The organism is Pedobacter sp. Leaf216 (assembly GCF_001421515.1).
Lineage (GTDB): Bacteria > Bacteroidota > Bacteroidia > Sphingobacteriales > Sphingobacteriaceae > Pedobacter.
Genome location: NZ_LMKM01000005.1, coordinates 138399 through 164269, shown reverse-complemented (window position 1 = coordinate 164269; position 25871 = coordinate 138399). Strand labels below are relative to the sequence as shown.

The 25871-nt window shown below is 38.5% G+C and carries 22 protein-coding genes and 1 tRNA gene; 9 read left to right on the top strand and 14 right to left on the bottom strand.

Annotated features, from left to right (window positions below; all coding sequences use genetic code 11):
• Positions 1-258: 258 nt before the first annotated feature.
• The gene (locus ASE74_RS04355; protein WP_055904694.1) at positions 259-789 is read left to right on the top strand and encodes a DinB family protein; all 531 of its coding nucleotides are present in this window, start codon (positions 259-261) and stop codon (positions 787-789) included.
• 145 nt (positions 790-934) lie between these two features.
• On the opposite strand, the gene ASE74_RS04350 is transcribed toward ASE74_RS04355, so the two are convergent.
• The 6 genes from ASE74_RS04350 to ASE74_RS04325 form a co-directional block, all read right to left on the bottom strand.
• Positions 935-1861 carry a metallophosphoesterase gene (locus tag ASE74_RS04350; protein ID WP_055904690.1) on the bottom strand — a complete coding sequence of 309 codons (927 nt, stop codon included), beginning with the start codon at positions 1859-1861 and terminating at the stop codon, positions 935-937.
• A 327-nt stretch (positions 1862-2188) separates the two neighbouring features.
• Complete coding sequence (locus tag ASE74_RS04345) at positions 2189-3970, bottom strand: RagB/SusD family nutrient uptake outer membrane protein (protein ID WP_055904687.1); 1782 nt, start codon at positions 3968-3970, stop codon at positions 2189-2191.
• 10 nt (positions 3971-3980) lie between these two features.
• A complete protein-coding gene (locus ASE74_RS04340) occupies positions 3981-7358 on the bottom strand; it encodes a TonB-dependent receptor (protein ID WP_082458641.1) in 3378 nt (1125 codons plus the stop codon).
• 227 nt (positions 7359-7585) lie between these two features.
• Positions 7586-8758: a FecR family protein gene (locus ASE74_RS04335; RefSeq protein ID WP_055904685.1), complete on the bottom strand. Its 1173-nt coding sequence runs from the start codon at positions 8756-8758 to the stop codon at positions 7586-7588.
• Positions 8759-8837: 79 nt separating this feature from the next.
• Positions 8838-9404, bottom strand: coding sequence for an RNA polymerase sigma factor (locus ASE74_RS04330; protein WP_055904684.1), 567 nt, complete (start codon positions 9402-9404; stop codon positions 8838-8840).
• 153 nt (positions 9405-9557) lie between these two features.
• Positions 9558-11438, bottom strand: a complete 1881-nt coding sequence (locus ASE74_RS04325) for a gamma-glutamyltransferase family protein (RefSeq protein WP_055904682.1) — start codon at positions 11436-11438, stop codon at positions 9558-9560.
• 261 nt (positions 11439-11699) lie between these two features.
• On the opposite strand from ASE74_RS04325, the gene ASE74_RS04320 reads away from it, so the two are divergent.
• Complete coding sequence (locus tag ASE74_RS04320; protein WP_055904679.1) at positions 11700-12287, top strand: hypothetical protein; 588 nt, start codon at positions 11700-11702, stop codon at positions 12285-12287.
• A 207-nt stretch (positions 12288-12494) separates the two neighbouring features.
• Here ASE74_RS04320 and ASE74_RS04315 read toward each other — a convergent pair whose 3' ends face one another.
• The gene (locus ASE74_RS04315) at positions 12495-13475 is read right to left on the bottom strand and encodes an aldo/keto reductase (RefSeq protein WP_055904678.1); all 981 of its coding nucleotides are present in this window, start codon (positions 13473-13475) and stop codon (positions 12495-12497) included.
• A 205-nt stretch (positions 13476-13680) separates the two neighbouring features.
• Here ASE74_RS04315 and ASE74_RS04310 point away from each other — a divergent pair, with 205 nt between their 5' ends.
• Entirely contained in the window at positions 13681-14436 is a 756-nt protein-coding gene (locus ASE74_RS04310; protein ID WP_055904675.1) for a hypothetical protein, read from the top strand.
• Between the two features lie 56 nt (positions 14437-14492).
• Here ASE74_RS04310 and ASE74_RS04305 read toward each other — a convergent pair whose 3' ends face one another.
• Positions 14493-14849 carry a helix-turn-helix domain-containing protein gene (locus ASE74_RS04305; RefSeq protein WP_055904672.1) on the bottom strand — a complete coding sequence of 119 codons (357 nt, stop codon included), beginning with the start codon at positions 14847-14849 and terminating at the stop codon, positions 14493-14495.
• Positions 14850-14949: 100 nt separating this feature from the next.
• On the opposite strand from ASE74_RS04305, the gene ASE74_RS04300 reads away from it, so the two are divergent.
• The gene (locus ASE74_RS04300) at positions 14950-15480 is read left to right on the top strand and encodes an NAD(P)H-dependent oxidoreductase (protein ID WP_055904669.1); all 531 of its coding nucleotides are present in this window, start codon (positions 14950-14952) and stop codon (positions 15478-15480) included.
• Between the two features lie 51 nt (positions 15481-15531).
• On the opposite strand, the gene ASE74_RS04295 is transcribed toward ASE74_RS04300, so the two are convergent.
• Positions 15532-16080: a carboxymuconolactone decarboxylase family protein gene (locus ASE74_RS04295; RefSeq protein ID WP_055904666.1), complete on the bottom strand. Its 549-nt coding sequence runs from the start codon at positions 16078-16080 to the stop codon at positions 15532-15534.
• A gap of 162 nt (positions 16081-16242) precedes the next feature.
• Between ASE74_RS04295 and ASE74_RS04290 the strand changes: the two genes are divergently transcribed.
• The 5 genes from ASE74_RS04290 to ASE74_RS04270 all read left to right on the top strand — a co-directional run bounded on the left by ASE74_RS04290 (position 16243) and on the right by ASE74_RS04270 (position 19338).
• The gene (locus ASE74_RS04290; protein ID WP_055904740.1) at positions 16243-17106 is read left to right on the top strand and encodes an AraC family transcriptional regulator; all 864 of its coding nucleotides are present in this window, start codon (positions 16243-16245) and stop codon (positions 17104-17106) included.
• Between the two features lie 111 nt (positions 17107-17217).
• Positions 17218-18078 (top strand): subclass B3 metallo-beta-lactamase, encoded by an 861-nt coding sequence (gene bla, locus ASE74_RS04285; RefSeq protein WP_055904664.1) that lies wholly within the window; start codon positions 17218-17220, stop codon positions 18076-18078.
• A gap of 150 nt (positions 18079-18228) precedes the next feature.
• Positions 18229-18462 carry a hypothetical protein gene (locus ASE74_RS04280; protein ID WP_055904660.1) on the top strand — a complete coding sequence of 78 codons (234 nt, stop codon included), beginning with the start codon at positions 18229-18231 and terminating at the stop codon, positions 18460-18462.
• Positions 18463-18692: 230 nt separating this feature from the next.
• Positions 18693-18766 (top strand) — tRNA-Arg (locus ASE74_RS04275).
• Between the two features lie 185 nt (positions 18767-18951).
• Positions 18952-19338: a VOC family protein gene (locus ASE74_RS04270; RefSeq protein WP_055904657.1), complete on the top strand. Its 387-nt coding sequence runs from the start codon at positions 18952-18954 to the stop codon at positions 19336-19338.
• 455 nt (positions 19339-19793) lie between these two features.
• Here the strand turns inward: ASE74_RS04270 and uxuA are convergent, their stop codons facing one another.
• From uxuA to ASE74_RS04245, 5 genes are all read right to left on the bottom strand, one after another.
• Positions 19794-20957 (bottom strand): mannonate dehydratase, encoded by a 1164-nt coding sequence (uxuA, locus tag ASE74_RS04265; RefSeq protein WP_055904654.1) that lies wholly within the window; start codon positions 20955-20957, stop codon positions 19794-19796.
• Between the two features lie 44 nt (positions 20958-21001).
• Positions 21002-21826: an SDR family oxidoreductase gene (locus ASE74_RS04260; RefSeq protein WP_082458640.1), complete on the bottom strand. Its 825-nt coding sequence runs from the start codon at positions 21824-21826 to the stop codon at positions 21002-21004.
• 22 nt (positions 21827-21848) lie between these two features.
• Complete coding sequence (locus ASE74_RS04255; RefSeq protein WP_055904651.1) at positions 21849-23315, bottom strand: glycoside hydrolase family 30 beta sandwich domain-containing protein; 1467 nt, start codon at positions 23313-23315, stop codon at positions 21849-21851.
• Between the two features lie 184 nt (positions 23316-23499).
• A complete protein-coding gene (locus tag ASE74_RS04250) occupies positions 23500-24678 on the bottom strand; it encodes a glycoside hydrolase family 88 protein (protein WP_055904647.1) in 1179 nt (392 codons plus the stop codon).
• Position 24679: 1 nt separating this feature from the next.
• A complete protein-coding gene (locus ASE74_RS04245) occupies positions 24680-25867 on the bottom strand; it encodes an alginate lyase family protein (protein ID WP_055904646.1) in 1188 nt (395 codons plus the stop codon).
• Positions 25868-25871 lie beyond the last annotated feature (4 nt).

Below are 25871 nucleotides of genomic sequence, written 5' to 3'. Positions count from 1 at the left end.
CTAAATCTTAATTAAACCTGTTTCATTATATTTTAGATATATAGATAATCAATGCTAATCTTCAGAAAATCGCAGTTAAAATAGTTTAATGCTATATTTAACATATACATTTCCCATTACCCCTCATTTATAAGGGTTTACATCGATTAGTAAAATGATGAATTTTAATCGTAATCATCTAACGAAATAAATTGCCAACCAGCAGATTGTAATCAATCACATTCTATCGTATCTTTATCATTACAAACAAAACAGATTATGAAAACGATTAAATTATTTTTAAGCCTGGCTTGCCTGTTGGTGATGTTAGGCACCGCGAAGGCGCAAACTGCAGCCAGTGTAAAAATTGCTGAATGGGAAAGAGCAAAAGCTTACACAAAAGAGTACCTGGATGCCATGCCTGAATCTGGTTATGCGTTAAAGCCAACACCCGAAATGCGCTCTTTCGCTGAACAAATGCTCCACCTTACAGATGCCAATTATGGTTTTACGGCAACGGCAACTGGCGAGAAAAGTCCTTTTGCATTGGGAGCAGTAGAAAAAATAACCGACAAATCGAAAGCAAACGTTACCAAAGAAGTAATGGCCGGTTATGATTATGTAATTGCAGCATTAAAAAAGATGACTCCTGCTCAATTGGAAGAAAAAGTAAAATTTATGGGCCGTTTTGAAATGACCAAGGATATGGTTTTTACTAAAGATTTTGAACACCAAACGCATCACCGTGGCCAGGCAACTGTTTATTTACGTTTAGCAGGGGCTAAACCTCCACAAGAAAAACTATTTTAAGGTTAAAGTATTGTTCCGTCATTTCGAGCGGAGTGCAACGCAGTTGAGAGATCTAATTTGAAACAAACTTCATTTTAGATCTCTACATTGCGTGTTGTTTCAGTTTAGATGATAATTTACTGATAACTAATATTACCTCGTATCACTATCCGGTTGTTTCGGGCCGCTCAGTTTCGATGTACTTATTTTCTAATGTACCATCACTGTATAATTTTAGTATGGCGTAACCCGGGGCTGTTTCCTGGTAATAATAAGGCCTGGCTGATCGTTTATCTCCTTTACCCCACCAGAAGCCACTCATTGCACCATTACAATAATATTCTACCCCGTTATACCATGCCCGATCTAATAAATGCTGATGACCGCTCAGGCACACTTTCACTTTATCTTTATGTTTATAAAACAATTGTTTAAGTTCTTTATGGTCGCCATGCTGCCCACCTTCAAAGGTACCTGTAACGGTTAATATAGGGTAGTGCGACATAAGCAATACAGGTATATTGGCAGGCAGATTTTCCAATTCGGCTTCGAGCCATTTATATTGTTCAGCATCCAAAGCTGTATTCTTATTATTTCCGTCTAATATGATAAAATGCCAGCCTTTTTTAGTGAAACTATAATAACGGTTAGGAATTTTTAGTCTTTTAACCACATAATCTTTTCCATACATTTCATCTGCGGTTGATGGTGCAGCCCACCAGATATCGTGGTTTCCGATACAGCTGTGTACCTCATAACCCGCAATTTGTTTGATGCAGTTATCCCAAATATCCCATTGCTCTGTTACACTTTCACGCGTAATGTCTTTATAATCTGCGGCATGGATACTATCACCTCCGTTTAGAAAAAAATCAACTTTCAGCTTTTTAATCTCCTGTAAACATTTCTCAAATCTTGCAGGCGCATTGTCGCCACCTCTGATATGTACATCAGTAATGTGTGCAATGGTTAATATAGGCTTACGGTTATTGCTTTTTTCAATAGGTGCAGCTAAAGTAACATTCTTTAAATCTCCTACCACAAGAGCAGCAGCAGCCAAAGGGATCGACTTTAATAAATTTCTTCTTTTCATATTGTTGTGTGTTTGTTGATTAAAGTAAAGGCACAACCGTTTTACTGAGCCTGTCAAAACATAATAAATGTTTTCAACCAAGTCTTTCGATAAGCTACCGTTGACAGGCTCAGTAAAGCGGTCGTTATTGCGAGGTACGAAGCAATCCTAAAACACACGCTACTAGCGATCGTTGTAAGATTGCTTCGTCGGCTGAAAAAGCCTTTTCGCAATGACGATAAACTGAGGATATTCATTTCCTTAAAATCATGTCACTCATATAGAGTTTTATACAATAAATTACTCCTCAATATGACGATGTTTTAATTAAACCCATCCTCTTATTTACTATTGCCAGCCAGTTGGTTGTTTTAAGTGCGGGTTAAGCAAAATTTGTTGTATTGGGATAGGAAAATAGTAATATTTTGGTTCAATGAATGATCTCGGAGCACTGATATTTTCGGGGAACATGATGAAGCCCGAACTCCCGTTACTCAAATAAAAACTGTTATCGCTAAGGTAATATTTTACCAGGTTCTTTTTTACATCGGCTGTAAGCCCATCAAGTGGACCTTCCTGATCTTTAGCCTGTAAAATGGCAATATCTTCTACCCCATCACCAGTTACATCATAGGCACCGAGTTTAGGTAAATACATGCCCTGGGTTGGCCTTTCGAGTAATTTACCTGCTTTCCACCTCAATAAATCACGAAATCTAAGCCCTTCACACGCCATTTCTACATTACGCTCTCTACGGATTTCTAAAAGAACTCCTTTGTTGCTTCCGTTAACCAATGGATACATATTGGCTAAAACAGGATCAGGTGAGGTGTTGGCATCAGTCATATTCAGTGGAGCAACTCCGGCACGGTTCCGTAGAACATTGATGGTAATATCCACATCGGCCTGGTTAAGCAAGCCCAGTTCGGCCTTTGCTTCTGCATTAATTAACAAAACCTCTGCATAACGCAAAATCGGAAGATCGGTAAACTCAGTGTATACCTTTGTGGTGGGATCAATAGCATAGTATTTAATTTGTGGGTAGCCGCCAAAGGTAGGTCTGGTTTTACTAGGAATACCACCCAATGTGGTAGAAAAACCCGGAGGCATAATGGTTACTGCCATCCGTGGATCGCGGTTATTAAAAATTTCGCCGTAAGTTTTTTTATCCCAGTTAGGGCTTGAGGTAAATGGTGTACCATCTGTCATGAGGTATGTATCTACCAAACTTTTATTTATGGCCCACTGCCAATCGAAGACATAATGTGTGCTGTTTGCCCGGTTTAATGCCTTATCGTAATCATCATAAAAGATCATTTCTTTATTGCTGCTTAAATCCTGACTGGTAAAAAGCTTTTGATAGTCTTCTCCTTTTTTGCCGGTGTTATATATGCTAAATCCTGCTCCCATTACCTCTTTACTTGCAGATTCTGCACGCTGGATAAAAGTATTGGCTGATGCCTGCAAACCAAGCTCATCATGATATTTGCGAAAAGTACCTTCGAAAAGGCAGAACCTTGCCAGTACAGTTAATGCAGCCCACTTGGTAATCCGCGTATTGGTTCCTGTGGGGATGATGTTGGTTGCAGCATACTCAAGGTCGGCTTTTACCGAATCGGCCACCAGTGCACGCGGATCTTTAGCTTTGTACAACTGCGCCTGGTCATCTGGATTGAGGACGCTGGAATAATATGGAACATCGCCATACCTAACGATCATATTATAATAAAATATGGCCCTGTAAAAGCGGGCAATGCCTACAAAATGTTTAATGGTTGCAGCATCTCCCTTTACCTGCTGTAAATTATTGAGCATGTAATTAATGGTACGCAGGTTCCCCCAACTCCAGCCTCCAACATTGGTTGGGCTGATTTTTCCCCTGATCATGTTATCAACTTCACTGCCCCCTAAGTTTACAGATATGTTATCAGAAAAAAGATCGTTCGTACTCGGGCCGAACATGCTATAAAAACCATTGCTGTAGGTTTCGAGATCTGCCGTTGTTTTAAAAAACTGATTGGGTGTAATGGTGGTTTCAGGAATCCGGTCTAGAAAATCCTTTTTACAACCCGCCAAAATTCCTATAATCAATACAAATAGGAAAATATGAATGTAATATATAGTTTTCATCTGTTCAGTGTTAAAAATTAAAGTTTAAGCCAAATGAATAGGTCCGTTGAAATGGATAAATATTGCCATCAAGGCCTTCAGGATCAAGCTTTACTTTAAGGTTAGAATGTTCAAAAAGATTTTCGCCGCTCACATAAAAATGCACGTTCTCTAACTTTGCTTTTCTTAAAAAGCTTTTAGGCAAGGTATAACCTAAGGTGATGTTCTTTACGCGTAAATAAGAAGCATCCTGTAAAAAACGGCTATTCGGTATACCAAGTTCCTCTCCGGTATCTTCGGCGGCATAGGCTTTTATCCTAGGGAAGTAGGCATTTGGCCTTTCAGGACTCCAATGATCGAGGTTCTGCACCGTAACGTTGGTCCATGGCTGTGCATATATGCCCCAGAAGTAAATGTTGCTTCCTGCGGCATACCAGTCTCTTTTGGCTACTCCCTGTACATATACCCTTAAATCGAAACCTTTCCATGCACCTGATAAATCAAAGCTATAAGGTAACCGGCTCCTGCTATTCCCAATTTTGTAATAATCACCGGGGTTATTTACCGTTTCATTTCCAAAATCCACTTTGCCATCACCATTGCGGTCTTTAAATTTCATATCGCCCACAAAATACTGGTAGCGCTGATCGTCGGTTCCTACTGCAGTTTGGTTGGCATGATTTTTCAGTTCATCAGCATTCTGGAAAAAGCCTTCTGATTCCAATCCCCAGATTTCGCCAATTTCCATTCCTTCATAATAATCACTTAATAGTTTATTTGGATTATCAAAACGGGTAATGTATGATCTGCTATCGCTCAGGGCAAAAACAGCGTTATACGTAAACGGAGAACCACCAAGCATAAACTGATCTTTCCAACCTATTTTCAACTCCCAGCCTTTGGTTTTTAAATCGGCGGCATTTGCCGTTGGCGATCCTGTTCCGAATACTGCAGGAAGCGGTTTTCCGGGCACCAACATGTTTTTGGTGAAACGGGTATAACGGTCGAAACTCAGGTCTAATCGGTTTTTAAAGAAACTCATATCAACGCCAAGATTAATGGTTGATACTTTTTCCCAGGTAAAGCTATCCGAAATTGCTGCTGGTGGATTTACATAATTCGGTTGAGAACCGCCTAAAATCTGGCTGGTTTTCCCACTGGTCATTTTTAAGAAATAATCATACTCATTTGCAGCGGCCTGGTTACCCAGCATACCATAAGATCCCCTAACTTTCAACATATCCATGGACAAAAGTTCTTTTACAGGTTCAAAAAACTGCTCTCTTGAAATTACCCATCCTGCGGATGCAGAAGGAACGAATGTCCACCGTTTATTGGGTGCAAAGCGCGAAGATCCATCATAACGGCCATCAAGCTCTAATAGATAGCGCTCTTTATAATTATAATTAAGCCTATAGAAAAGCCCCTGAACTGCCCATTCTGCAACATTCTCTGTTATTGTTTGATCACCGGTGGCCAGATTGACTGAAGGCAGACCATTTGAAATCAGTTGCTTACGAGAAGCTAAAAATTTGGCATTTCTAAAATGTTCTTGATTATAACCTACCAATCCTGATATAAAATGATCCCCTATTTGCTTTTGTGCCTGGGTGTAAAGATTGATAACATTGTATTTTACATTCCCATTCTGATCTGTTGCCGAGGTAGAAGTAGTTAAAGGTGGCGCAAGATTTGGTCCCGTTTTATACGGAACCGGAATTTCGTATGATTTATTTAAGCTATCTACCCTTCTAAAAGTTGCATCCCCTTTTAAGCTCCATATATTTTTAATTAGTGAAGCATCGAACGAAAAGGTACTTTGAACGGTATTAGTGCTTATGTTTTTTCTTCCGCCCTCTTGTACGGCGCCAAGCAATGATGCCCCGGCCGAAGTCCATGAACCATCAGGGTTCCGCGGAATATCGGTTACATTGGTGCGGTTAATATTCCAGAAGTAATTGCCATCTATAAATGTTGGTGCCTCATAAAAGGTTGAGGTTAGCATGGTGTTATTTGAAATGGTAAGCCATTTGGTTACATTTAAATCTACCTTGCCCCTTAAGTTATAAATATTATTGTTTTCATTTGCATTTTTGATCATTCCTTTTTGCCTGTAATAATTTGCAGATAAGAAATAACTGATCTGATCGGCCTTTTTAGAAATATTTAAGCCCACATTATAAGTTGGAGCAGATTGTTCGTAAGCTTCTTTTAACCAATCAGTAGATCCGATGTAAAACCATTTATTAGGATCAGTTGGATCGGTAATTACATCCGGTCGTGAAGGATCAAGCGAACGCAACCTTGCGGCCTCAACCAATGCTGCACTGTAAGCTGGATTATATAAAGGAAAAGCTGCTTCATTTTTTACTTTTAAAACCTCGTAAGGATCTGTAACTAATTCGGGCAGTTTGCCTACGGTACGGTAAGCGGTATAACTGTTTACACTCACATTTAACTTATTGCTTTTGGCAGATTTGGTAACCATTAATACCACTCCAAAAGGTGCCCTGGCCCCATATATTGCCGAAGCAGCAGCATCTTTTAATACCGATACACTTTCGATATCTGCCGGGTTAAGGGTTAATAACTCTGATGCGCTAAAAGGCACGTTATCTACCAAAATTAACGGTGCTCCACTCCCATTGATGGAAGCAAAGCCCCTAACATTAAAATTTGGTGCAGTATTCGGCCGTCCGTTTGCTATGGAAATATTCAGATTGGGAATTAAACCTTGTAAACCCTGACCTAAATTTGCAATTGGCCTGTTTTCTAACTGTTTTGCACTGATGGCATCAACTGCTCCGGTTAAATTTGCCCTTTTCTGAGTGCCGTAACCCACTACCACCACATCCTCAAGATCGGTCATATCTGGCTGAAGGGTGATGCTGATTTGGCCACCTTTTGAAACTGGTACTTCCTGGGTTTTATAGCCTAAATAAGAAACCACCAAGGTTGCACCTTCATCTGCGATGCTAAATTTAAAATTTCCGTTCTCATCAGTTTTATGGTAAGTTTTTGTTCCTTTTATAAGGATAGAGGCATTTGGAAGGGTATTCCCTTTTTCATCCAGTACTTTTCCGGTAATTTCTATAGCGCGGAAAATATTAATTACTTTCTCCAGTAATGATAAGGGCCTTGATTTGATAATTATTGTTTTCTCATCAATGGCGTAGGTAAGGTTTTTACCTTCGAAACATTTCCCCAACACTTCATCAAGAGAAGCGTTGTTAAATTTCGCATCGATGGTTTTACTGGTTTGGAGTTTATCGGCTTCCCAAAGTACATTATAACCGGTTTGTGTTCTAATGGCTTTAAAAACCTGTTTTATGGTTATGTTTTTTTTGACCAAAGATAGGCTCTGGGCATTGCTTGTTGTAGCACTTACCTGGATTAGGCAGGTTACCATTAAAACTATTATTAGTTTCATTACTCGCAAAAATTTGGTCGCGCAGGATCGATACCTGCAAAAAATATTAGCAGAATTTGTATACATTTGTTCGTTTGTTTTGGTTTAAGGTATTCTATCTCAATAGTGTATTTAAACTGAGCCAAAGCATTCCCGGGTAATCCGGTTAGGGTCAGTAATGTTCGTAGCATTGCTGACTTTTTTTTTGGACTGCAGTTTTTAAGTTTTTATTTTATCACCACAATCCTCCTTCCTTCAATTTTAAAGTGTACGGAACCTGTAAATTCTATCTTTTTAAGCACTTGCGATACATTTGCAAACCGCGAAACCGTTCCGCTGAATTCTTTTGATTTTAAACTGCTGTCATTAAATACCACCTCAACATCATACCATCTTGCTACCTGGTTCATAATACTTTGCAGGTTCTCATTATCGAACATAAAAAATCCTTCCTTCCATGCAAGTACCTGTTCGGTATCAACTGTTGAAACTTGCAGGGCCGAAGCGTTCAAAACCGATTGCTCACCAGGTTTTATGGTTTTAGCGGCTAAACTTATTCCCTTTGCAGGTATAGGATGTACTGCTACTGAACCTTCTAATAAGGTTGTTTTGGTGTTCCCATCTTCCTGATAGCTATTGATGTTGAAATGGGTACCCAGCACTTCTACTTCCTGCATATTGGTTTTTACCACAAATGGCAATCTTTTTCCATTAACTGTTCTTTTGGCCACTTCAAAATAGGCTTCCCCTGTAAGCGTTACTTCTCTTTTAGTTGCAGCAAACTGTGCAACATAGCGCAAAGATGAACTTGCATTTAACCAAACTTTTGTGCCATCGGGTAAATTAACCTGGTATTGCCCTCCTTTTGGTGTTTCAATGGTATTGAAGTTAGCCATGGCAGAATTTTTCTGATTGGATTTAGCATTTTCTGAAATGGTATAAAGCAATTGCCCGTTAGCAGTTTTCGAAATAACAACACCGGTTTGATCGGCAATTTTTCCGTTTTGAACATTATCTAAGGCAATGCGCTTACCATCAGCAAGTGTTAAAAATGCTTTATTTCCTCCGGGAGCAATGTCGTTACGCACAAAATCTGTTGTTTTTTGTACTGATGCATTTGTTTTATTAGCCAAATAATACACGCCCACACTTAGCGCAATAAAAACCGCTGCAGCTGCTGCCCATTTATATTGCGGCACCAATTTCCTGGTTTGATTATTTTCCTGCTGTATGTTTTTCCAAATTGATTTCTTTAATTCATTATAATCTGGTTCCGTTTGGAATGGTCCGGGATCTGCTGTTTCTTTTAAATACCAAGATTCTACAAGATCTATCTCTTCGGGGCTGCATTTGCCCTCCAGGTATTTATCAAGTAGTGCCTGAGCGCGTTTATTCTCCATACTATATTTCCTCTTTTGGTGAGATGTATGGTTATGAACGCTTGCTCTTACGATGGGAGTAGACGAAATGAAAAAAAAATTAAAAAATTAAAAAGAAAAGCGTTCCAAGCTTTAAACGAAGGATTTTTAAGGCATTTGCCATTTGTTTCTTCACAGTTTTATCTGAAATTTCCATTTGTGAGGCAATTTCACGATGAGAAAGATGCGATTTTCGGCTAAGTTCAAATACCGCCCTCATTTTTGGAGGCAACAGGGAAACTTCATGCTCAATCCGCCTGGCAAGTTCCCGATCACGTACCAGGTGGTCGGTAGTGTTGTTCTCATCATCCAAAAATTGAGTTAAAGAACTTAAATAGTTGGCCTTTACTTTTCCACGTTGAAAAAGCTTAAGAATACTATTTCGGGTAGCAGCATATAGAAAACAGGAAAGGGAAATTTGTATATGTAAGGTTTCGGCCTTCGACCACAGCATCACGAAAACATCCTGTACCACATCTCTTGATTCTTCATCATTTTGAAGTATTTTACGCGAATACCTAAAAAGTATGGCCCAATAACGATCGTAAAGTATGGCATATGCACGATGATTCCCTTCTTTCAATAAAAGAAAAAGTTCTTCATCCGTATACAGATTATAATTTGCCATTACTCCGCATAAATTTAGCTACAAAAAAACCATTTACAGATTAAAGATACAATTCTTCTTATATTATCAATTTGTTAAGTTAAAATCGCTGATCAATTTATGACCAGTTACTTTACATGGAGAATACTTTAAAATAAGTTGATTAACAGCTCATTACCAGCCTATGCCATAATCTTCGCCATGATTACTCGATCCGCCTTGTAAGCTACCATGTTTCCAATCGAAATAAATTGCATTGATCGGGCCACTTGTCCGCTCAGAAAAACTGAGTTTATAACCCATTTTTTTCAATTCATCACGCACAGTTTCTTTGGTATTTGCGTTTAATAAAATTTGTCCGGGTTTTGGTTCCCTGTCGCTGGTTTTAGTGCCACCCAATGAAAGCCAAAGCTGGTTGGTATTAAAGTTAGCTGCTTCGGTAGCTTTTTGCACCGACATGCCAAACTCTGCCATGTTTAAAAAAAACTGCAATAAATTCTGGTCTTGCGTATCTCCACCCTGAACTGCTGCAGAAACAAATGGCTTACCATCTTTCAAAAATAAAGATGGAGATAAAGTAACCCTTGGGCGTTTGCCGGGTGCAACAACGTTGAAAGGATTTAAGGTAGAATCAAGCACAAAACTTTGCATCCGCTGACTCATGCCCAACCCTGTATTGCCCGCAATGCAAGCAGGTAGCCAGCCTCCACTTGGTGTAACCGACACTACCCAACCTTCTTTATCAGCAGCCTCAATAGAGGTTGTACCTCTCCATAAGCGATCTTCATATATTTCTTTTGTAGAATTGTTGCCTAAATCGTGTTTTGGAGCAAAGTTCCTTTTGGTTGTATCCAGCTCGAAACCTCTATTTTTTAAAAGATTAAAGTAAGGATTTTTCTTTCCTTCATAAGGATAAGGATCGCCGGGACCAATGTGTTCATCGTTTTTATCCAACTGAATCAGCGATGCCCTTTGCTTTGCATAATCTTTACTCAACAAACCTTTCATGGGTTCGGCAGGTGCCTGATTAGGGTCTCCATAATAAAAATCACGATCTGCAAAAGATAAATTCATGGCCTGGTAAACCGTATGAATATACTTTGAGCTATTGTAGCCCATTGCTTTTAAATCAAAATTCTCCAAAATATTCAGGGCTTGCAGTAAAACCGGGCCTTGCGTCCATTGTTTTAATTTATAAACCGCTATCCCTTTATAATTGGTGCTTAAGGCTTCTTCCTCAACAGGTTTCCATTTGGCCAGGTCATCCATAGTAATTAAACCGCCTTGCTCTTTACTTCCACGAACAAATTCCTGTGCAATATCTCCTTTATAAAAACGATCATAAGCGGCCATCAATGCTTCCTCACGGGATTTACCTTTTTTTAATGCAGCCTTTTCAACTTCAACCATTTTAGTTAAAGTAGTAAGCAGATCTTTCTGAATAAAGATTTCTCCGGCTTCCGGTGCTTCACGTTTCTCGCCGGCATGTGGTAAAAGCACTTTTTTACTAAAAGGCCATGTTTTAATCAATTCTTTATCACGCTCGATGGCATTTGCTGCCTGCGCTTCAATAGCATAACCTGCAGCCATATGCATTGCCGGAGCCAAAACCTGCCCTAAACTCATACTTCCATATTTACTCAGCATAAAAATAAGGCCACCCGGCGTGCCTGGGGTAGTAGCAGCCAAAGGGCCATATTCTGGCGGAAAATTATAGCCTTTACTTTTAAAAAAGGCTACTGTAGCTCCGGTTGGTGCAACGCCCATTGCATTAATTGCGATAACTTTTTTCGTTTTTGGGTTATAAATCAGTGCCTGTGTTTCTCCTCCCCAACTTAAGGTATCCCACATGGTGCAGGTTGCAGCCAGCATGGCACAGGCAGCATCAACAGCATTTCCACCTTGTTGAAATATCATAGAACCAGCGGTTGCCGCCATGGGTTTACCCGTAATGGCCATCCAACTGTTTCCATAAAGCATTGGCTTTTGCGTTTGTTGGGCACATAGTGGAGCGATAAAGAGCGAGAAAACAAAAATTAGGGCAAAATTCTTCATAACCCTAAGATAAGTAAATTATAGAACTGAAAAGGCTAAATCTCCCCTATTATCCTGTTGAGGGAATTTAAGGCAGTTTTGCTACAAAATTTTGAGCGGAGCAAAAACATTCCGGTTTTTTGCTTGTTAACTGAAAAGAATGGGCTGGTTATAAATTTTAACTCACTATTTTTGAGTATTTTATATCAAATTAATTCTTTTCTCCACTTCGGGATATTATACCTCACAAACTAAGCCGTACCTTTGAAAAAAATTATTACAATGAACAATATTACGCCATACCCAGTTTTAGAATACGTTGTTAACGTCATCAAGAACGCCATTAGTGACATTAAAACCGAATATACTGCAGCAGATGCTGCCACCCTGAAGGACGGCAATGATACCATAGATTTAGTACAACGCTTTGATGAATCGGGAAAAACCGCAACAGTTTTTATAAAAGACCCGAAAGACATTATTTTTAGTGAAGATTTGTTCCCGGAATTAAAAGATTTGCAGAAAAGTGCGAAAGGAAAAGCAATTCCGGAGTTACAAAACGCCAAAGTAATTATTAACGATCTGAATATTGAAACACATTTAATTTTTCAGGGGGTAAAAGATTTTTTTGACGAGTTAAGCAGCAGTTACGAATTTGGTAAAACTGTTGAAAAAGATGCCAATATCACCAAGAATACCTATAAATTCGGAAGCCACTTTTTTGGTTTAACGGTAATTAACGAAGCCGATACCATTGTGATTAAAACTGGTTTTCAGGCGTCTACTGATCCAGCGATCAAGAAAATTATTGAAAATGATGCACTTAAAGTTCAAAACGCAGCCATAAAGATGTTTAAGAGCGGCAAATAACGATTTAATGGACGTGAAAATGTCCTTTAAATAGCCTCGTCGTCCTGAGGAGATATCGTCAATTGCGAGAAGGGTCTTTTTCGGCCAACAAAGCAATCTTACAGTAATGATCTCATTAACATTAAAGATTGCTCCGTTTTTCCTCCCGCAATTGACGACTTAATTTATGACTTGATTTCTATAAGCTCAATATTACAAATACGCGGTTTAATTGTTGGCCATTTTTTCTTGCTCGGCCGTATACCTTGCACCAGTATCAGGATATTTTTTTAATAAATCATCAATAACAGCCAAATCAGCTGCATTCAGATTTACATCCACTGCACCAGCATTTTCTTTCAGGTATTTGGTTTTCTTGGTACCCGGAATAGGAATAATATGCTCACCCTGACTTAATACCCAGGCCAGCGCAATTTGGGCCGGTGTAACATTTTTCGAGGCAGCCAATTCTGCAAAACCCTCTGCCAGTTTCTTATTGTTTTCGGCGTATTTTTCCTGGTAGCGAGGTAGGGTTTTTCTAAAATCATTATCTCCAAGTGTACTTACATCCAGCGTATTGGTTACCAAGCCACGTGCTAACGGACTAAAAGGAACAAATGCTATACCCAGTTCTTTTGTTAAGGGAAGAATTTCTTTTTCTACCTCTCTTGTTAGCAAAGAATATTCACTTTGAAGTGCGGCAATTGGATGTACTGCATGTGCTTTTCTGATTGAAGCAGCAGAGGCTTCGGAAAGGCCAAGGTACCTCACCTTCCCTTCTTTAACCAATTCGGCCATGGCACCAATGGTTTCTTCAATGGGTATATTTGGGTCTACCCGATGGGCATAATATAAATCGATATGATCTGTACGTAAACGTTTTAAACTTTGTTCCACAGCTGTTTTAAGGTAAGCGGGTGATCCATCAAAAGCACTGGTTTTATCGTCATCCCATCTGAATCCGAATTTTGTTGCTATAAAAATTTTATTTCTGTTCGGTACCAAAACCTGCGATACTAGTTTTTCATTATCTCCTTTGGCATAAATATCAGCAGTATCCCAAAAGTTAATACCCAGATCGATGGCCAAATTTAATGTCGCTATTGATTCCTGATCATCTGGCTCGCCATAAGCGTGATTCATACCCATAGTACCTAATCCAATTGCAGATAATTGTTCTTCGGTATTTCCTAATTTTCTATATTTCATATCCTTATTGATTAAAAGATTGATTTTTGAATTTACAACACAAATTTAGGCAGAAAAGGGAGTTGGTTAATTACCAAAATCAAACGAATTGTTATGCATTTCAAATATTCAATTGATCTGGCGGAGCTGATGCCTTTCAAATTTGATTTTCTCCTTATCATTTTCTACATTGAAGCGGAATTTAATCCTCCACGAATTAAGCGTTATGAAACGATACCTATTTATTCTCCTTTTAGCATTCTCTTTTTCTGTTCAGGCACAATCAAATGCCAACAATTACAAATACCTCATTGTGCCCGAAAAATTCAGTTTCCTTAAACAGGTTAATCAATATGGTTTAAATACCGAAACTAAAGCAATGCTCGAGGAGAAAGGTTTTACTGTTTATTTTGATAACGGAGATTTACCAACCGAAATTGCAACGGATAGATGTAAAGCTTTAACAGTAGAGCTACAGGAAAAAAATTCTATGTTTGTAACCAACCTTAGCCTGGTTTTTAAAGATTGTAAGGGAACTGTTGTGTTAAAAAGCAAAGAAGGTAAAAGCCGGGAGAAAGAATATAACACCTCTTATAATGCCGCATTAAAAGATGCATTTGCTTCTTTAGGCGATTTCCGGTATGTTGCGGGCAGCACAGCTGAAGTTTCTACCCCTACGCCTGCAGCAACAGCGCCAGTGCCAGCGGCTACAACTGCTCCGGCAACTTCTAATCAACCTGTTGCGGCCGAGGCAAAACAACCAGATGCTTTATTGTATGCCCAAGCCATTACCAATGGTTACCAAATGATTGATGCTGCACCAAAAATTGTTATGACGTTACTAAAAACTTCTGTTAACGATTTTTTTATCGCAAATAACGGAAGCCTTAACGGGGTGGTTATTAAAAAAAATGGAAACTGGTTTTTTGAGTATTACAAAAACAATTTGCTTGTTTCTGAACAGTTATCCATTAAATTTTAACAAAATAGATCGAAACATCGATTTTATACAGAATAACTGTAGCTTAATTGAGCCTTTTAGCTCAATGCTTTATGTTTTTCGCCCCAGCTTTCGAGTTGCTTAATAACCGTTTTCAATTCATAACCTATTGGCGTTAATTCATACTCTACCCGGGGTGGTATTTCTGCGAATACGGTACGTTTAATAATTTTACTTTCTTCCAGTTTGCGAAGTTGCAGTGTAAGCATCCGCTCGGTAATATTGGGCAGGTGTTTTTTCAATTCACTAAACCTGAGCTTTCCATTAATTAGCCACGAACAAATTACCAGTGCCCACTGGCCGCCAATAATATGGGCTGCATAAACCTCCGGACACTCATCGGCTAATGCCTGCTTATTGGCAAAATTGGTTGAAGTTTCCTTTATTTTAGTCATTACTTACATTTTTTATAGTACCCTACAATGGGTGGCTAATCTACAGAATTTACATTAGCTGCTTTATTTTTGTGGCTGATAAATTTGAAAATTGACAAAAATGAAGACCCTTATAATTGCAATACACCCCGATATTAAAAACTCAGTAATAAATAAAAGATGGATTGAAGAACTGAATAAATTTCCGGATAAATACCATGTTCATCAACTACATGAAATATATCCTGACGAAAAAATTGATGTAGCTGCAGAGCAAAAACTGATTGAACAATATGATAAAATTGTATTCCAGTTTCCTTATTATTGGTTTAACTGTCCTGCGCTATTCAAAAAATGGCTCGATGAAGTATTAACGCATGGCTGGGCTTATGGCAGCAAAAGTGGTTACAAAGTTGCAGGTAAAAAAGTTGCCCTGGCTATCTCTTTGGGGGTTGATGAGGATGAACTTGGCTCATCAGGAATATATAAATATCCTCTTTCAGAACTTACCCGCCCGTTCGAACTTTCTTTTGAATACGTTAAAGCAGCCTATCAACCTTTATTTGCCTATTATGGAATTGAATACAATTCTTCATCCGAAAGGATTGAAAACAGTGTAAAGTTGTATCTCGATTTTTTGGAGGCCTTATAATGTGGGCAGGGTTTTAAAATAATTAACGGGCGGTAAAAACCGCCCATTAAATTAAGCATTTTCTGTTTCTAACGCTACGGCAACAGGCCAATCTACCGGAACTTCTGTTAAAGCATGCAGATAGTTGGTAATAATTTTATCGCCGATTACCATATTTACATCTACCAAACTACCTTTAGTATAACCAGCAGCGTAAAAACTGCCCAATAGTTCGGTGGCTACATGTCCTTTACCCAAAACTATTCCTTTAACTAGTTTGGCAAGTGCATCAAGTTTAGCATCGAATGTTAGATTTACTTTTCTAATTTCAATAATCTGTTCATCACTAAACCCATTCATTTTGGCAAAAGCAGTGTGGGCACTTAAACAATATAAACATTCATTCAGCTGGCTTACAACAAGGTTAATAACCTCACGCTCTTTCGCTCGTAGCGAACTTTTACCATTCTGCAAGGTTAAGTAATTGGCCAATGCATGTTCTGAATGTGCAAAAACTGCATAAAGATTTGGCACAAAGCCAACCATACCTTCCAGGTTGGTAAAAATAGCCTGGTTTGCTGATGAAACGTCTTGTTTTACTGGGATTGTGAAATTTTCCATAATATTTTATTTTAAATAATTACTTGTTTCTTTATAAGGATAAAGGTCTTGAGTTTTTAGGCAGGAAAGAATGTACAAACTTCCCGAATGTTTGTAATTAACGCCTTGTTTTTCCAACACAGAAAAAACATTACGATATTGCAGCAAGTAAAACCATGTAAAATGAAATTCCAGTATCTGCAAGAGCTCACCCGGGGAGAATTCAGGCTAACTATAAATGAAAATCAACTTGACAGATTTTTTTTTCAGCGAGACAGGCAAGATAAATTTTTAACCATTGCCTGGAACAGGGGTGCTGCTCAACAGATTACCATTGATGGTGTAGGTTATGAATTTCCTCAACAAAGCATAATTCCATTGGTGGTTAGCCAGTCTTTCAGTTTTGAGAAACCCGAACAGATTGTAGCCTGGCAGTTTAACCGGAATTTTTATTGTGTGGTTGATCATGACAGGGAAGTTAGCTGCGTTGGTTTTATTTTTTATGGTTCATCGGGCAATATGTTCATCAACCTGGATGAAACTCACCAGAAAAAAATCGACTCCCTGATCGAAGTATTTGCAGATGAGTTTGGAACTGCTGATAACATTCAACTGGATATGCTGCAAATGTTATTAAAACGTTTAATTATTATTGTTACGAGGCTTGCAAAACAACAATTTATCCCCGCCAATACGGTAAGCGATGACAAACTTGATATCATCCGTAGTTATAATTTATTGGTAGAAAATCACTACCGTAAACAGCACACGGTGGCCTTTTATGCAGGCCAATTATACAGGTCTTCGAAAACATTATCCAACCTTTTCGCGCTTTATGGCCATCAATCGCCACTGGCAATCATTCGCGAGCGTTTACTGCTCGAAGCTAAAAGATTATTGATGTATACCGATAAATCAGCCAAAGAAATTGCTTACGAGTTGGGTTATGAGGATGCTGCATACTTTAGTTGCAACTTTAAAAAACAAACTGGATATTCACCCACCGATTTTAGAGCAGCAAAAACAGCGCTAGTTGTTCAGGTTTAATTACTCCGTAATTTTATAAGAAATAAGTTAATCCTTAGGTTTTTTAATCAATGCCACTGGATATTTTACTAATTTTGATTTACATAAATTCCTAAACTACCTGATCATCTTATGAAAATCCAAGCCTTATTCTACCTCTTTTTTCTTCCCATTTTTGCCTTTGCTCAAAATGTGCACGAACCGGGTGACACCCCAAAAGAATGGTCTGAACCCTATACTCCTTTCCGTATTGTTGGCAATATTTATTATGTAGGCACTGCTGATCTGGCTTGTTACCTGATTACTACTCCAAAAGGAAACATCCTCATTAATACGGGTTTAAGTTCATCAGCAGAACAGATTAAGCGCAATGTAAACACTTTAGGTTTTAAATTTAATGATATTAAAATTTTGCTTACCACCCAGGCGCATTACGACCATATGGGTGCAATGGCAGAAATCAAAAAGCTTACGGGCGCAAAAATGATGGTTGACGAAAAGGATGCCGCGGTAATGAAAGACGGCGGCAGATCGGATTATGCACTTGGCGGTAAGGAAAGTAGTTATGCGCCTGTTTTTGCCGACCGTTTATTAAAAGATGGCGATCACATACGGTTGGGAAATACCGATATCACTATGCTCCACCATCCCGGGCATACAAAAGGATCGTGCAGTTTTAAATTAACAACAAGAGATGAAAAACGCAGTTATGTAGTGTTAATAGCGAATATGCCAAGCATTGTTACCGATAAAAAGTTTTCTGAAATACCTGCATACACTGAAATTGAAAAGGATTATGCCTCTACTTTTAAATCGCTTAAAAACCAATCTTTCGATATCTGGCTGTCATCTCATGCGAGCCAGTTTAACCTGCACGATAAGCACAAACCGGGCAATGCCTATAATCCAGCTGCATTTATTGATCGCAAGGGATATGATACAGTATTGGCAGCGCTTGAGGCAGCTTACAATAAGAAAATCGGTAAACAATAGCATTAAAGTGATCTTTTACCTGGCGCGGGATTAAGTTGAGCAAGCTTAAACGTTTTGACCAGCGAACGATTTTAAAAACGAAATAACTGCCGATTTCCAAAATTTTACCTCACCTTTGCTTGTGGCTTGAAATTTGTGCCTTTTAAGATTATGGAAAACACCAATAACCCAAAAAAGAAGATTTTAACACCTTCTGTTGTACACGATGATTTACCAGAGGTTAAAAAACCTGAGCACTTAAGAAGAGTAGCACCAGATCATGATAATGGGTTACCAGAAAATCCGGAGAGAAATTACCACCACGAAGAACTAAAAAGTGTAACGTCCAGTCATGACGAAATTAGACATGCTGATGATGATATCTGGAACGGAGAAGATGCCTAAATTACTTTTTTGAAGATATCTTTTGTCAATTTACTGATGTTTTAAGCATACAAATGTTTAAAAATATCGCTTTTTGGCCGTTAGTTATGATGTTTTTGCATGAATATTCAATTTTAATTGCTTCGTTTTTAAATACTTATTTAAAATAAGAAAAACAGCCTTCAAATAGTTTAAAATATATTTTTACATATTCAATAGAACTTCTATATTTGCAGCTCATTAAAAAATGGGCCTCGGTAGCTCAGCTGGATAGAGCGTCGGTTTTCTAAACCGAGGGTCAGGGGTTCGAGTCCCTTCCGGGGTACAATTAAAGGCTTCTAGTTAAAACTGGAAGCCTTTTTTTATTCAATTTATTTTCTATTTTCTGCTTCACTGCAATATTCTCTTATCCAAAAATTATCCCAAATAGCCCTATTATATGTCGCTTAATAACCCCAACTATCCATGTCTTAAGACGTAAATTAGTATTTCTTATTAAATAACTTTAACATGAAGCCTAAAAAGATATGGTCGAATTTTACAGTGAGTGATCTAGACCGAACAACAAAGTTTTATACAGCACTTGGATTTAAACCAAACGGAAGAAATAACGACCTCACCAGCTTCTTAATAAGCGAGGATAATTTTATCATGCATTTCTTTTTAAAAGAAGTATTAAAAGCAAATGTTGAGATAGATATTTCGGATGCCCATATTGCTAACGAAATTATATTTACCCTTTCAGCAGAGTGTAAAGCAGAAGTTGATCAGTGGGCGAAAGATGTTGTGCAGGCAGGTGGCAAAATAGTTTCAGAACCTAAAGCGTTTGGCGAAGGATATTATGGTTTCGTATTTTCAGACCCTGACGGTCATAAGTTTAATGTTTTTTATATGTAAAACTGAAAAACGGGGATATTGAGTGCAGTGAAGGTCCTCCGACTCCGTTCAGAATGACACTTATAAAAGGAATAATGCGCATAGAAGAAATAAAAAATTTTCCGTGATTTCAGTGTTTCCGTGGCAAATGCAACAAAAAATTCAAACAGCTGTGATTAACTCATGACTAAGATCCTGAAACAAGTTCAGGAAGACGCGTGAGAGGAAAGTGGACGAATAACGATTCAGGAAGACGTATGAGGTGAAAGTGGACGAATAACGATTCACGAAAACACATAAGGGCTCAGGATGTCACTACTAAAAGGGGAAATACGTAGAAATAATAGATTTTCCGTGATTTCAGTGTTTCCGTGGTAAATGCAACAAAAATGCGCACATAAAACAAAGTTGTTTATCCGTGCGCATCTGTATTTAAAAATTAAGATCCTAAAGTAATTTCAGGAAGAAAAAAGAAATTAATAATTTCCGGTTACTCCTATTTCCAGGCCTCTCAGCTCTGCTAAACCTCTTAATCTGCCAATTGCCGAATAACCCGGATTGGTTTCTTTTGCCAAATCATCCAGCATCTGGTGACCATGATCAGGGCGGAAAGGAATGGTTTTATCGCGTAAAGCATTTTCCTCTGTTAATGCTTTCATGATCTCATACATATTTACGTCGCCGCCTAAATGATCTGCCTCATAAAAACTGCCATCTTCATCTTTTTTAACATTACGCAGGTGGGCAAAATAAACACGTTCTTTAACTGCATTAAAGATTTCGAGTGCATTATTATCCATTCCGGCCCCTAATGATCCTGTGCAGAAACACACACCATTGAAAGGCTGATCTACCGATTTAATAATGTAGTTGAAATCATCCAAAGTGCTCGCAATCCTCGGTAAGCCTAAAATAGCATAAGGAGGATCATCAGGATGTATGGTCATTTTAATACCTTCTTCAGTACATACATCAGCAATTGAGGATAGGAAAAACTTTAAATTTTCTTTTAAGCCTTGTGTACCAATGGCTTTATATTCTTTAATGCTATTGCGTAAAGTTTCCAGTTCGATTTCTTTTTCGTTAGGAATTCCCATCAACACATTAATGCGAAGATCGATAAGGTCTTGCTCGCTTAAGGTTGCAAATTTATCTTTCGCTCTTTTTAAAATTGATTCCGAATAGTCAGCTTCAGCTTCTTCCCTTTTCAAAATATAAAGGTCAAATATTGCAAGGTCGATCCAGTTGAAATAAAGTGCTTTCGAACCATCGGTCATTTCCAGATCCAGCTGCGTGCGGGTCCAATCTAAAACCGGCATAAAGTTATAGCACACGGTTTTAATTCCACAGGCCGATAAATTACGCAAAGAGGTTTTATAATTTTCTATATAATCGCCAGCATCAGCCCTACGGGTTTTAATGACCTCGTGTACAGGCACACTTTCTACTACCGACCAGGTTAAGCCGGCAGCTTCGATTATGGCTTTTCTTTCTTGAATATCGGCCAGTGGCCACACTTCGCCATGAGCAATATGGTGTAAGGCACTTACAATTCCGGTAGCACCCGCTTGTTTTACATCTTGTAAGCTAACCGGATCATTCGGACCATACCAACGCCAGGTTTGTTCTAATTTCTTCATATTATGATTGTACTGATAATGGAATAAAAACAGATTAATAATTGCTAAACGCCAGAAAATGCGGTAAATCCACCATCTACCTTGATATTTTCGCCGTTTACAAACTTAGAGGCATCGCTAAGCAAGTAAACCAGGGCACCAATCAACTCTTCAGGGGCCCCGAAACGTTTAAATGGTGTTTTATAAATAATGGCTTCTCCCCTTGCGGTTAAGCTGCCATCTGCATTGGTTAATAAAGCTCTGTTTTGGTTGGTGATAAAGAAACCGGGAACAATAGAATTGATCCTTATTTTATCCTGATAACGGTTAGCCAACTCCACAGCCATCCACTTGGTATAACTATCAATAGATGTTTTGGCCAGCGAATAACCCAATACGCGCGTAATGGCCTGATTGGCAGAAACCGAAGAAATATTAATTATACTGCCTCCATTTTTTGCTATTTCTTTACCAAAAATCTGCGTTGGCAACATGGTACCAAACAAATTAAGATCAAATGCTTGTTTTAGGGCTGATATGTTAAGGTCGAAGATATCACTTCCGGGTTGAATTACCGCTTCGGCCACATTACCGCCTGCTGCATTAACCAAAGCATCTATACGGCCAAACTGGTTAATTATCGTCTCATTTGCATCGATTAAATTTTGCTCATTCAATACATCGGCAATAATATAAATGGCTTTACCACCTGCCTGCGTTACATCGGCAACCCTTTGTTTTGCAGCATCTTCATTTCTACCTATTACAACAATTGTAGCACCTGCGGCACACAATCCGTTAACAAAAGCCTCGCCTAAAACACCTGTAGCACCGGTTACTACTACAACCTTGTTTTTTAACGAAAACAGGCTTTCTATTTCTTTCATCATTTTGTTTGGTTCTTATTTTGGTTTATTCTACTACTAATGTGGTTATTGAATGCGGTAAACTGGTTGTGGTTGCCGCCTCACCTTTAATCCATAAACTGTATTTCAATTTATCGTCTGATTGATTCATCACCACTACCACAAGTTTTCCATCGGTATTTAAAAAGGCAGTTGATTGCAGTTTATCGCGACTTGAGGCTGTTCCTATTCTTTTAGCTCCGGGACGGATAAATTTAGAAAAATGGCCCATGTAATAATAAGCATTGGTGTAAATCAATTTATCATTTTTAGTATCTGCATGCACAGGAGCGAAACAGAAATTACCTACATGGTTTGGCCCGCCTTTTTCATCTAAAAGTATGTTCCAATCTGTCCAGGCAGCTGTTCCGGCATTAAAATCGTTAATCATGGAATCGCCATAACGCTCACCCAAAGTCCAGTCGTCTAATTTATTCACATCGTATTTTTCCTTACATCCTTCAGTAAAGATTAATGCTTTATCGGGATAGGCTTCATGTGTTTGTTTTACATTGCCAAATTGCATTCCGCTACCTGTCCATGTTTCATACCAATGGAAACCAATTCCCCAAACGTATTTGGCTGCATCTTTATCATTTAAAATGGTGCTTGCCCTTTGGAAAATCTGATCGCGGTTATGATCCCATGCGATTAGTTTTTTAGAGGCTAAACCTGATTTCTGTAAAGTCGGACCTAAAAAGTTTTTGATAAAATCGCGTTCTTCTTCAGCTGTAAACACACAAGATTCCCATTTCTGTTTCGCCATCGGTTCATTTTGAACGGTTAAGCCCCAAATCGGCATGCCCATTGACTCGTAGGTTTTAATAAATTTCACATAATGATTGGCCCAACTTTGGCGAAAGGCAGGTAACAAATGCCCACCCTGAACTAAACTATTGTTATCTTTCATCCAGGCCGGTGGCGACCACGGGCTAACAAATAAAGGTAATTTGCCTCCCGCAGCAGCAATGGCCTGTTTAATCAATGGAATTTTAAATTCCTGATCGTGTGCTACACTAAACGTTTTAAGGTCTTTGTCATTATCCTGAACATAGGTATAACTACCGCTAGAAAAATCGCAGCTGGCAATATTGGTACGTGCCAAAGTATAGCCGATACCCTTAACAGGGCTATAATATGCGGTCAACAGTTCTTGTTGATTTTTTTTGGAAAGTTTAGCAAATGTTTCGGCAGAAGCATCGGTTAAAGCACCGCCAATGCCCACCAAAGTTTGGTATTTAATGGTAGGATCGACAAAAATACAAGGCTCTGTTTCAAAAGGTTGCTTGTTTTCGGTAAAACTTAAGGTTTCTGTTTTACTGATTCGGTAATCAGATTTTTCTGCCGTGGTATAAACTGAAACTTTTTTATTGCCAACGGCATAAGTTTGAACAGGTTTTACTGTTTTTTTGTTTTGGGCAACGACGGTAAATGCGGTTGCCAAAATCAATAGGATACTCAGATTTTGCTTCATTATTATATATTTATTTAAACCAGCGCCTTACGAATGGCGTCATTTTTATTTACAGGTCCAATTTCCGAATAAATCGTGCATTTTCGACCATACAATCTTAAATATTACAGCCCATTATGCCTGTTTTAAAGCCTTAATGATATAACCTTTTATCAATAAGGAAAATACATCAATCATTTTTTTATCATTTTAATTTATTACTTCTTAGCAAAGCCTCCAAATAGTAATAATCAGCATAGTTAATAGGCACATCAACTTCCGATTTTGCAGGGCGATGCCCGGTGCTGTGTTCTAAAATAAAACCATAATTATCGCCTATTTTACTGGTATACTTTGTACTTAATGAATTTAAAATTTTATCAGCTGCTGCCTTGTACTTTTTACCGTTTGTACTATATTTTACCAATTCGTAAAGTGCAGATGCTGTAATTGCAGCTGCAGAAGCATCGCGGGATACATCAGGTATTTTTGGGTCGTTATAATCCCAATACGGAATACCATCTGCCGGTGTAATTTTACTGTTCAAAATAAAACCTGCAACCCCGTCGGCCTGGGCTAAATAGGTTTTGTTTTTAGTTTCGCGATAACACATCGTGTAGCCATATAATGCCCAGGCCTGGCCACGTGCCCATGCAGATTCATTGGCATAACCCTGTGCAGTTAATTTTTGACGCACATTACCAGTAAGTGTATCATAATCAATTACATGATAAGAACTGAAATCGGGCCTGAAATGATTCTTCATAGTGGTATTGGCGTGGGTTACCGCAATTTTATAAAAAGACGAATCGCCTGTTAATTTGGTGGTTTCGAACAGTAATTCCAAATTCATCATGTTATCAATAATAACCGGATATTTCCATTTATCGCCATTATGATCCCAAGATTTTAAAACACCAGCTTTTGCATTAAAACGTGTAGACAGTGATTTAGCTGCCTGAATAATCACTGCTTTATAAGCAGGATCGTTCGTTAAGCGGTATCCGTTGCCAAATGGACAATAAATCATGAAACCCAAATCGTGCGTTCCGGTGTTAAACTGTTCTTTTTTAATGTCTTCAGTATATTTTTTTGCCAGGTTGAGCCATTTTTTATCATTGGTGTACTGGTAGAAATACCAAAGTTCTGCCGGAAAAAATCCACTTGTCCAATCTCTGGAAACAACCATTTTAAACTGGCCGTTTTCTACCGTTCGTGGTGATACTAAATTGGGCTTTACTTTTCTGGCCGAATCTACATTCTTAATCAGTACATCGGTTTGTTTGGCTGCCGAGGCAAATGCTGTTTTAACATTTACTTTTTGTGCCTTTACAACACTGAAAGACAATAGACTTAGTGCCGTGATTGTTAGTTTTAAGTTCATATTATAACCAGATTATTGGGTTACGGATAGGTAAATTTCTAATTACTTCTTCTACTTGTGGTTTATGGTCTAATTTAGCCCAGGTTTGGTACCAGTTTTCCTGATGGTAAGCTTCAGCACCGAACAATAAGAAAGGTTGCGCCACCGGCCAGTTCTCCCAATACATTATATCGGGTTTTAAAGTCCATTGATTTTTATCGGCAATAAACGGATACAAATAAGTTAATCCTTTTTTAATGGATTTTCCATCTGCTGTTTCAAAATTCCAGAGGTTATTTTTCGGTGTCGATAAAATCTGGCAAAGCATTGTCATCGCATCCAAATTAAAAATCGAATAACCATAAGGTTTGGTTCTGGCCATTTCTAATGGGAAACTACCATCTATTCCCATTTGGTTGGGTAAAAGGACGGTTTTATAACTGTTGCGTAAAGAATCAAGCATATTTTCATCGCCACATAACCTGGCAAATGACGCCACCTGCATGGCCCAACATGTTGCATGATTGTTTTTAACTGTTTTTTCCTGAATACCCGGTTTGCTGGTACTAAGCCATAAAGTATACTCTGCAAACCATTTTTTAACGCCCTTTGCTGTGTTTGGATCGAAAGCTTTGGCTTTCTGCATAATTAATGCACCTTGCGCCACTTCCATTAAATGAATGGTATCAATTATACCATAATTACGGCCTGTAAACTTACCTTTTACGGCTTGTGCGAAAAGTAAATTTGGATTCATCAGTGTTTCGGCATTGATAAACCAGGCCTGAAAATGTATAACAGCTGCTTTAACATATTTTTCGTTTCCTGTGATTTTATAAGCCGATGCCAGTGCACCAATTATTTTACTAAAACGCACCATTGCTTTGCGATGCGCTAAAAAATTATCAGGATTTGTTAAGCCATCTCTATTGATGTATGGCCCGTCAGGGTTTTGAGGATCGGGCCAAAAATAATCAGCTTCAGAGAAGAAATCGTGTTTTCTGCCTGCGCTTCTTGGCGAGGAGGAAGCAGTAACGGTAACCGGTTTTTGCTGCATCGCCCATGCTGCCTCAGTTAGAATCTGTTTTTTAAGCAACGCTTCGGCCTGTTTCTTAAAATCCCCCTCTTTTGGTTTGTCATGGGGAACTGCCAACACTATTCCCGTAAAAAAGAAGAGTGCGAGCATTGCAAATGTGATCAATTTTTTCATTGGT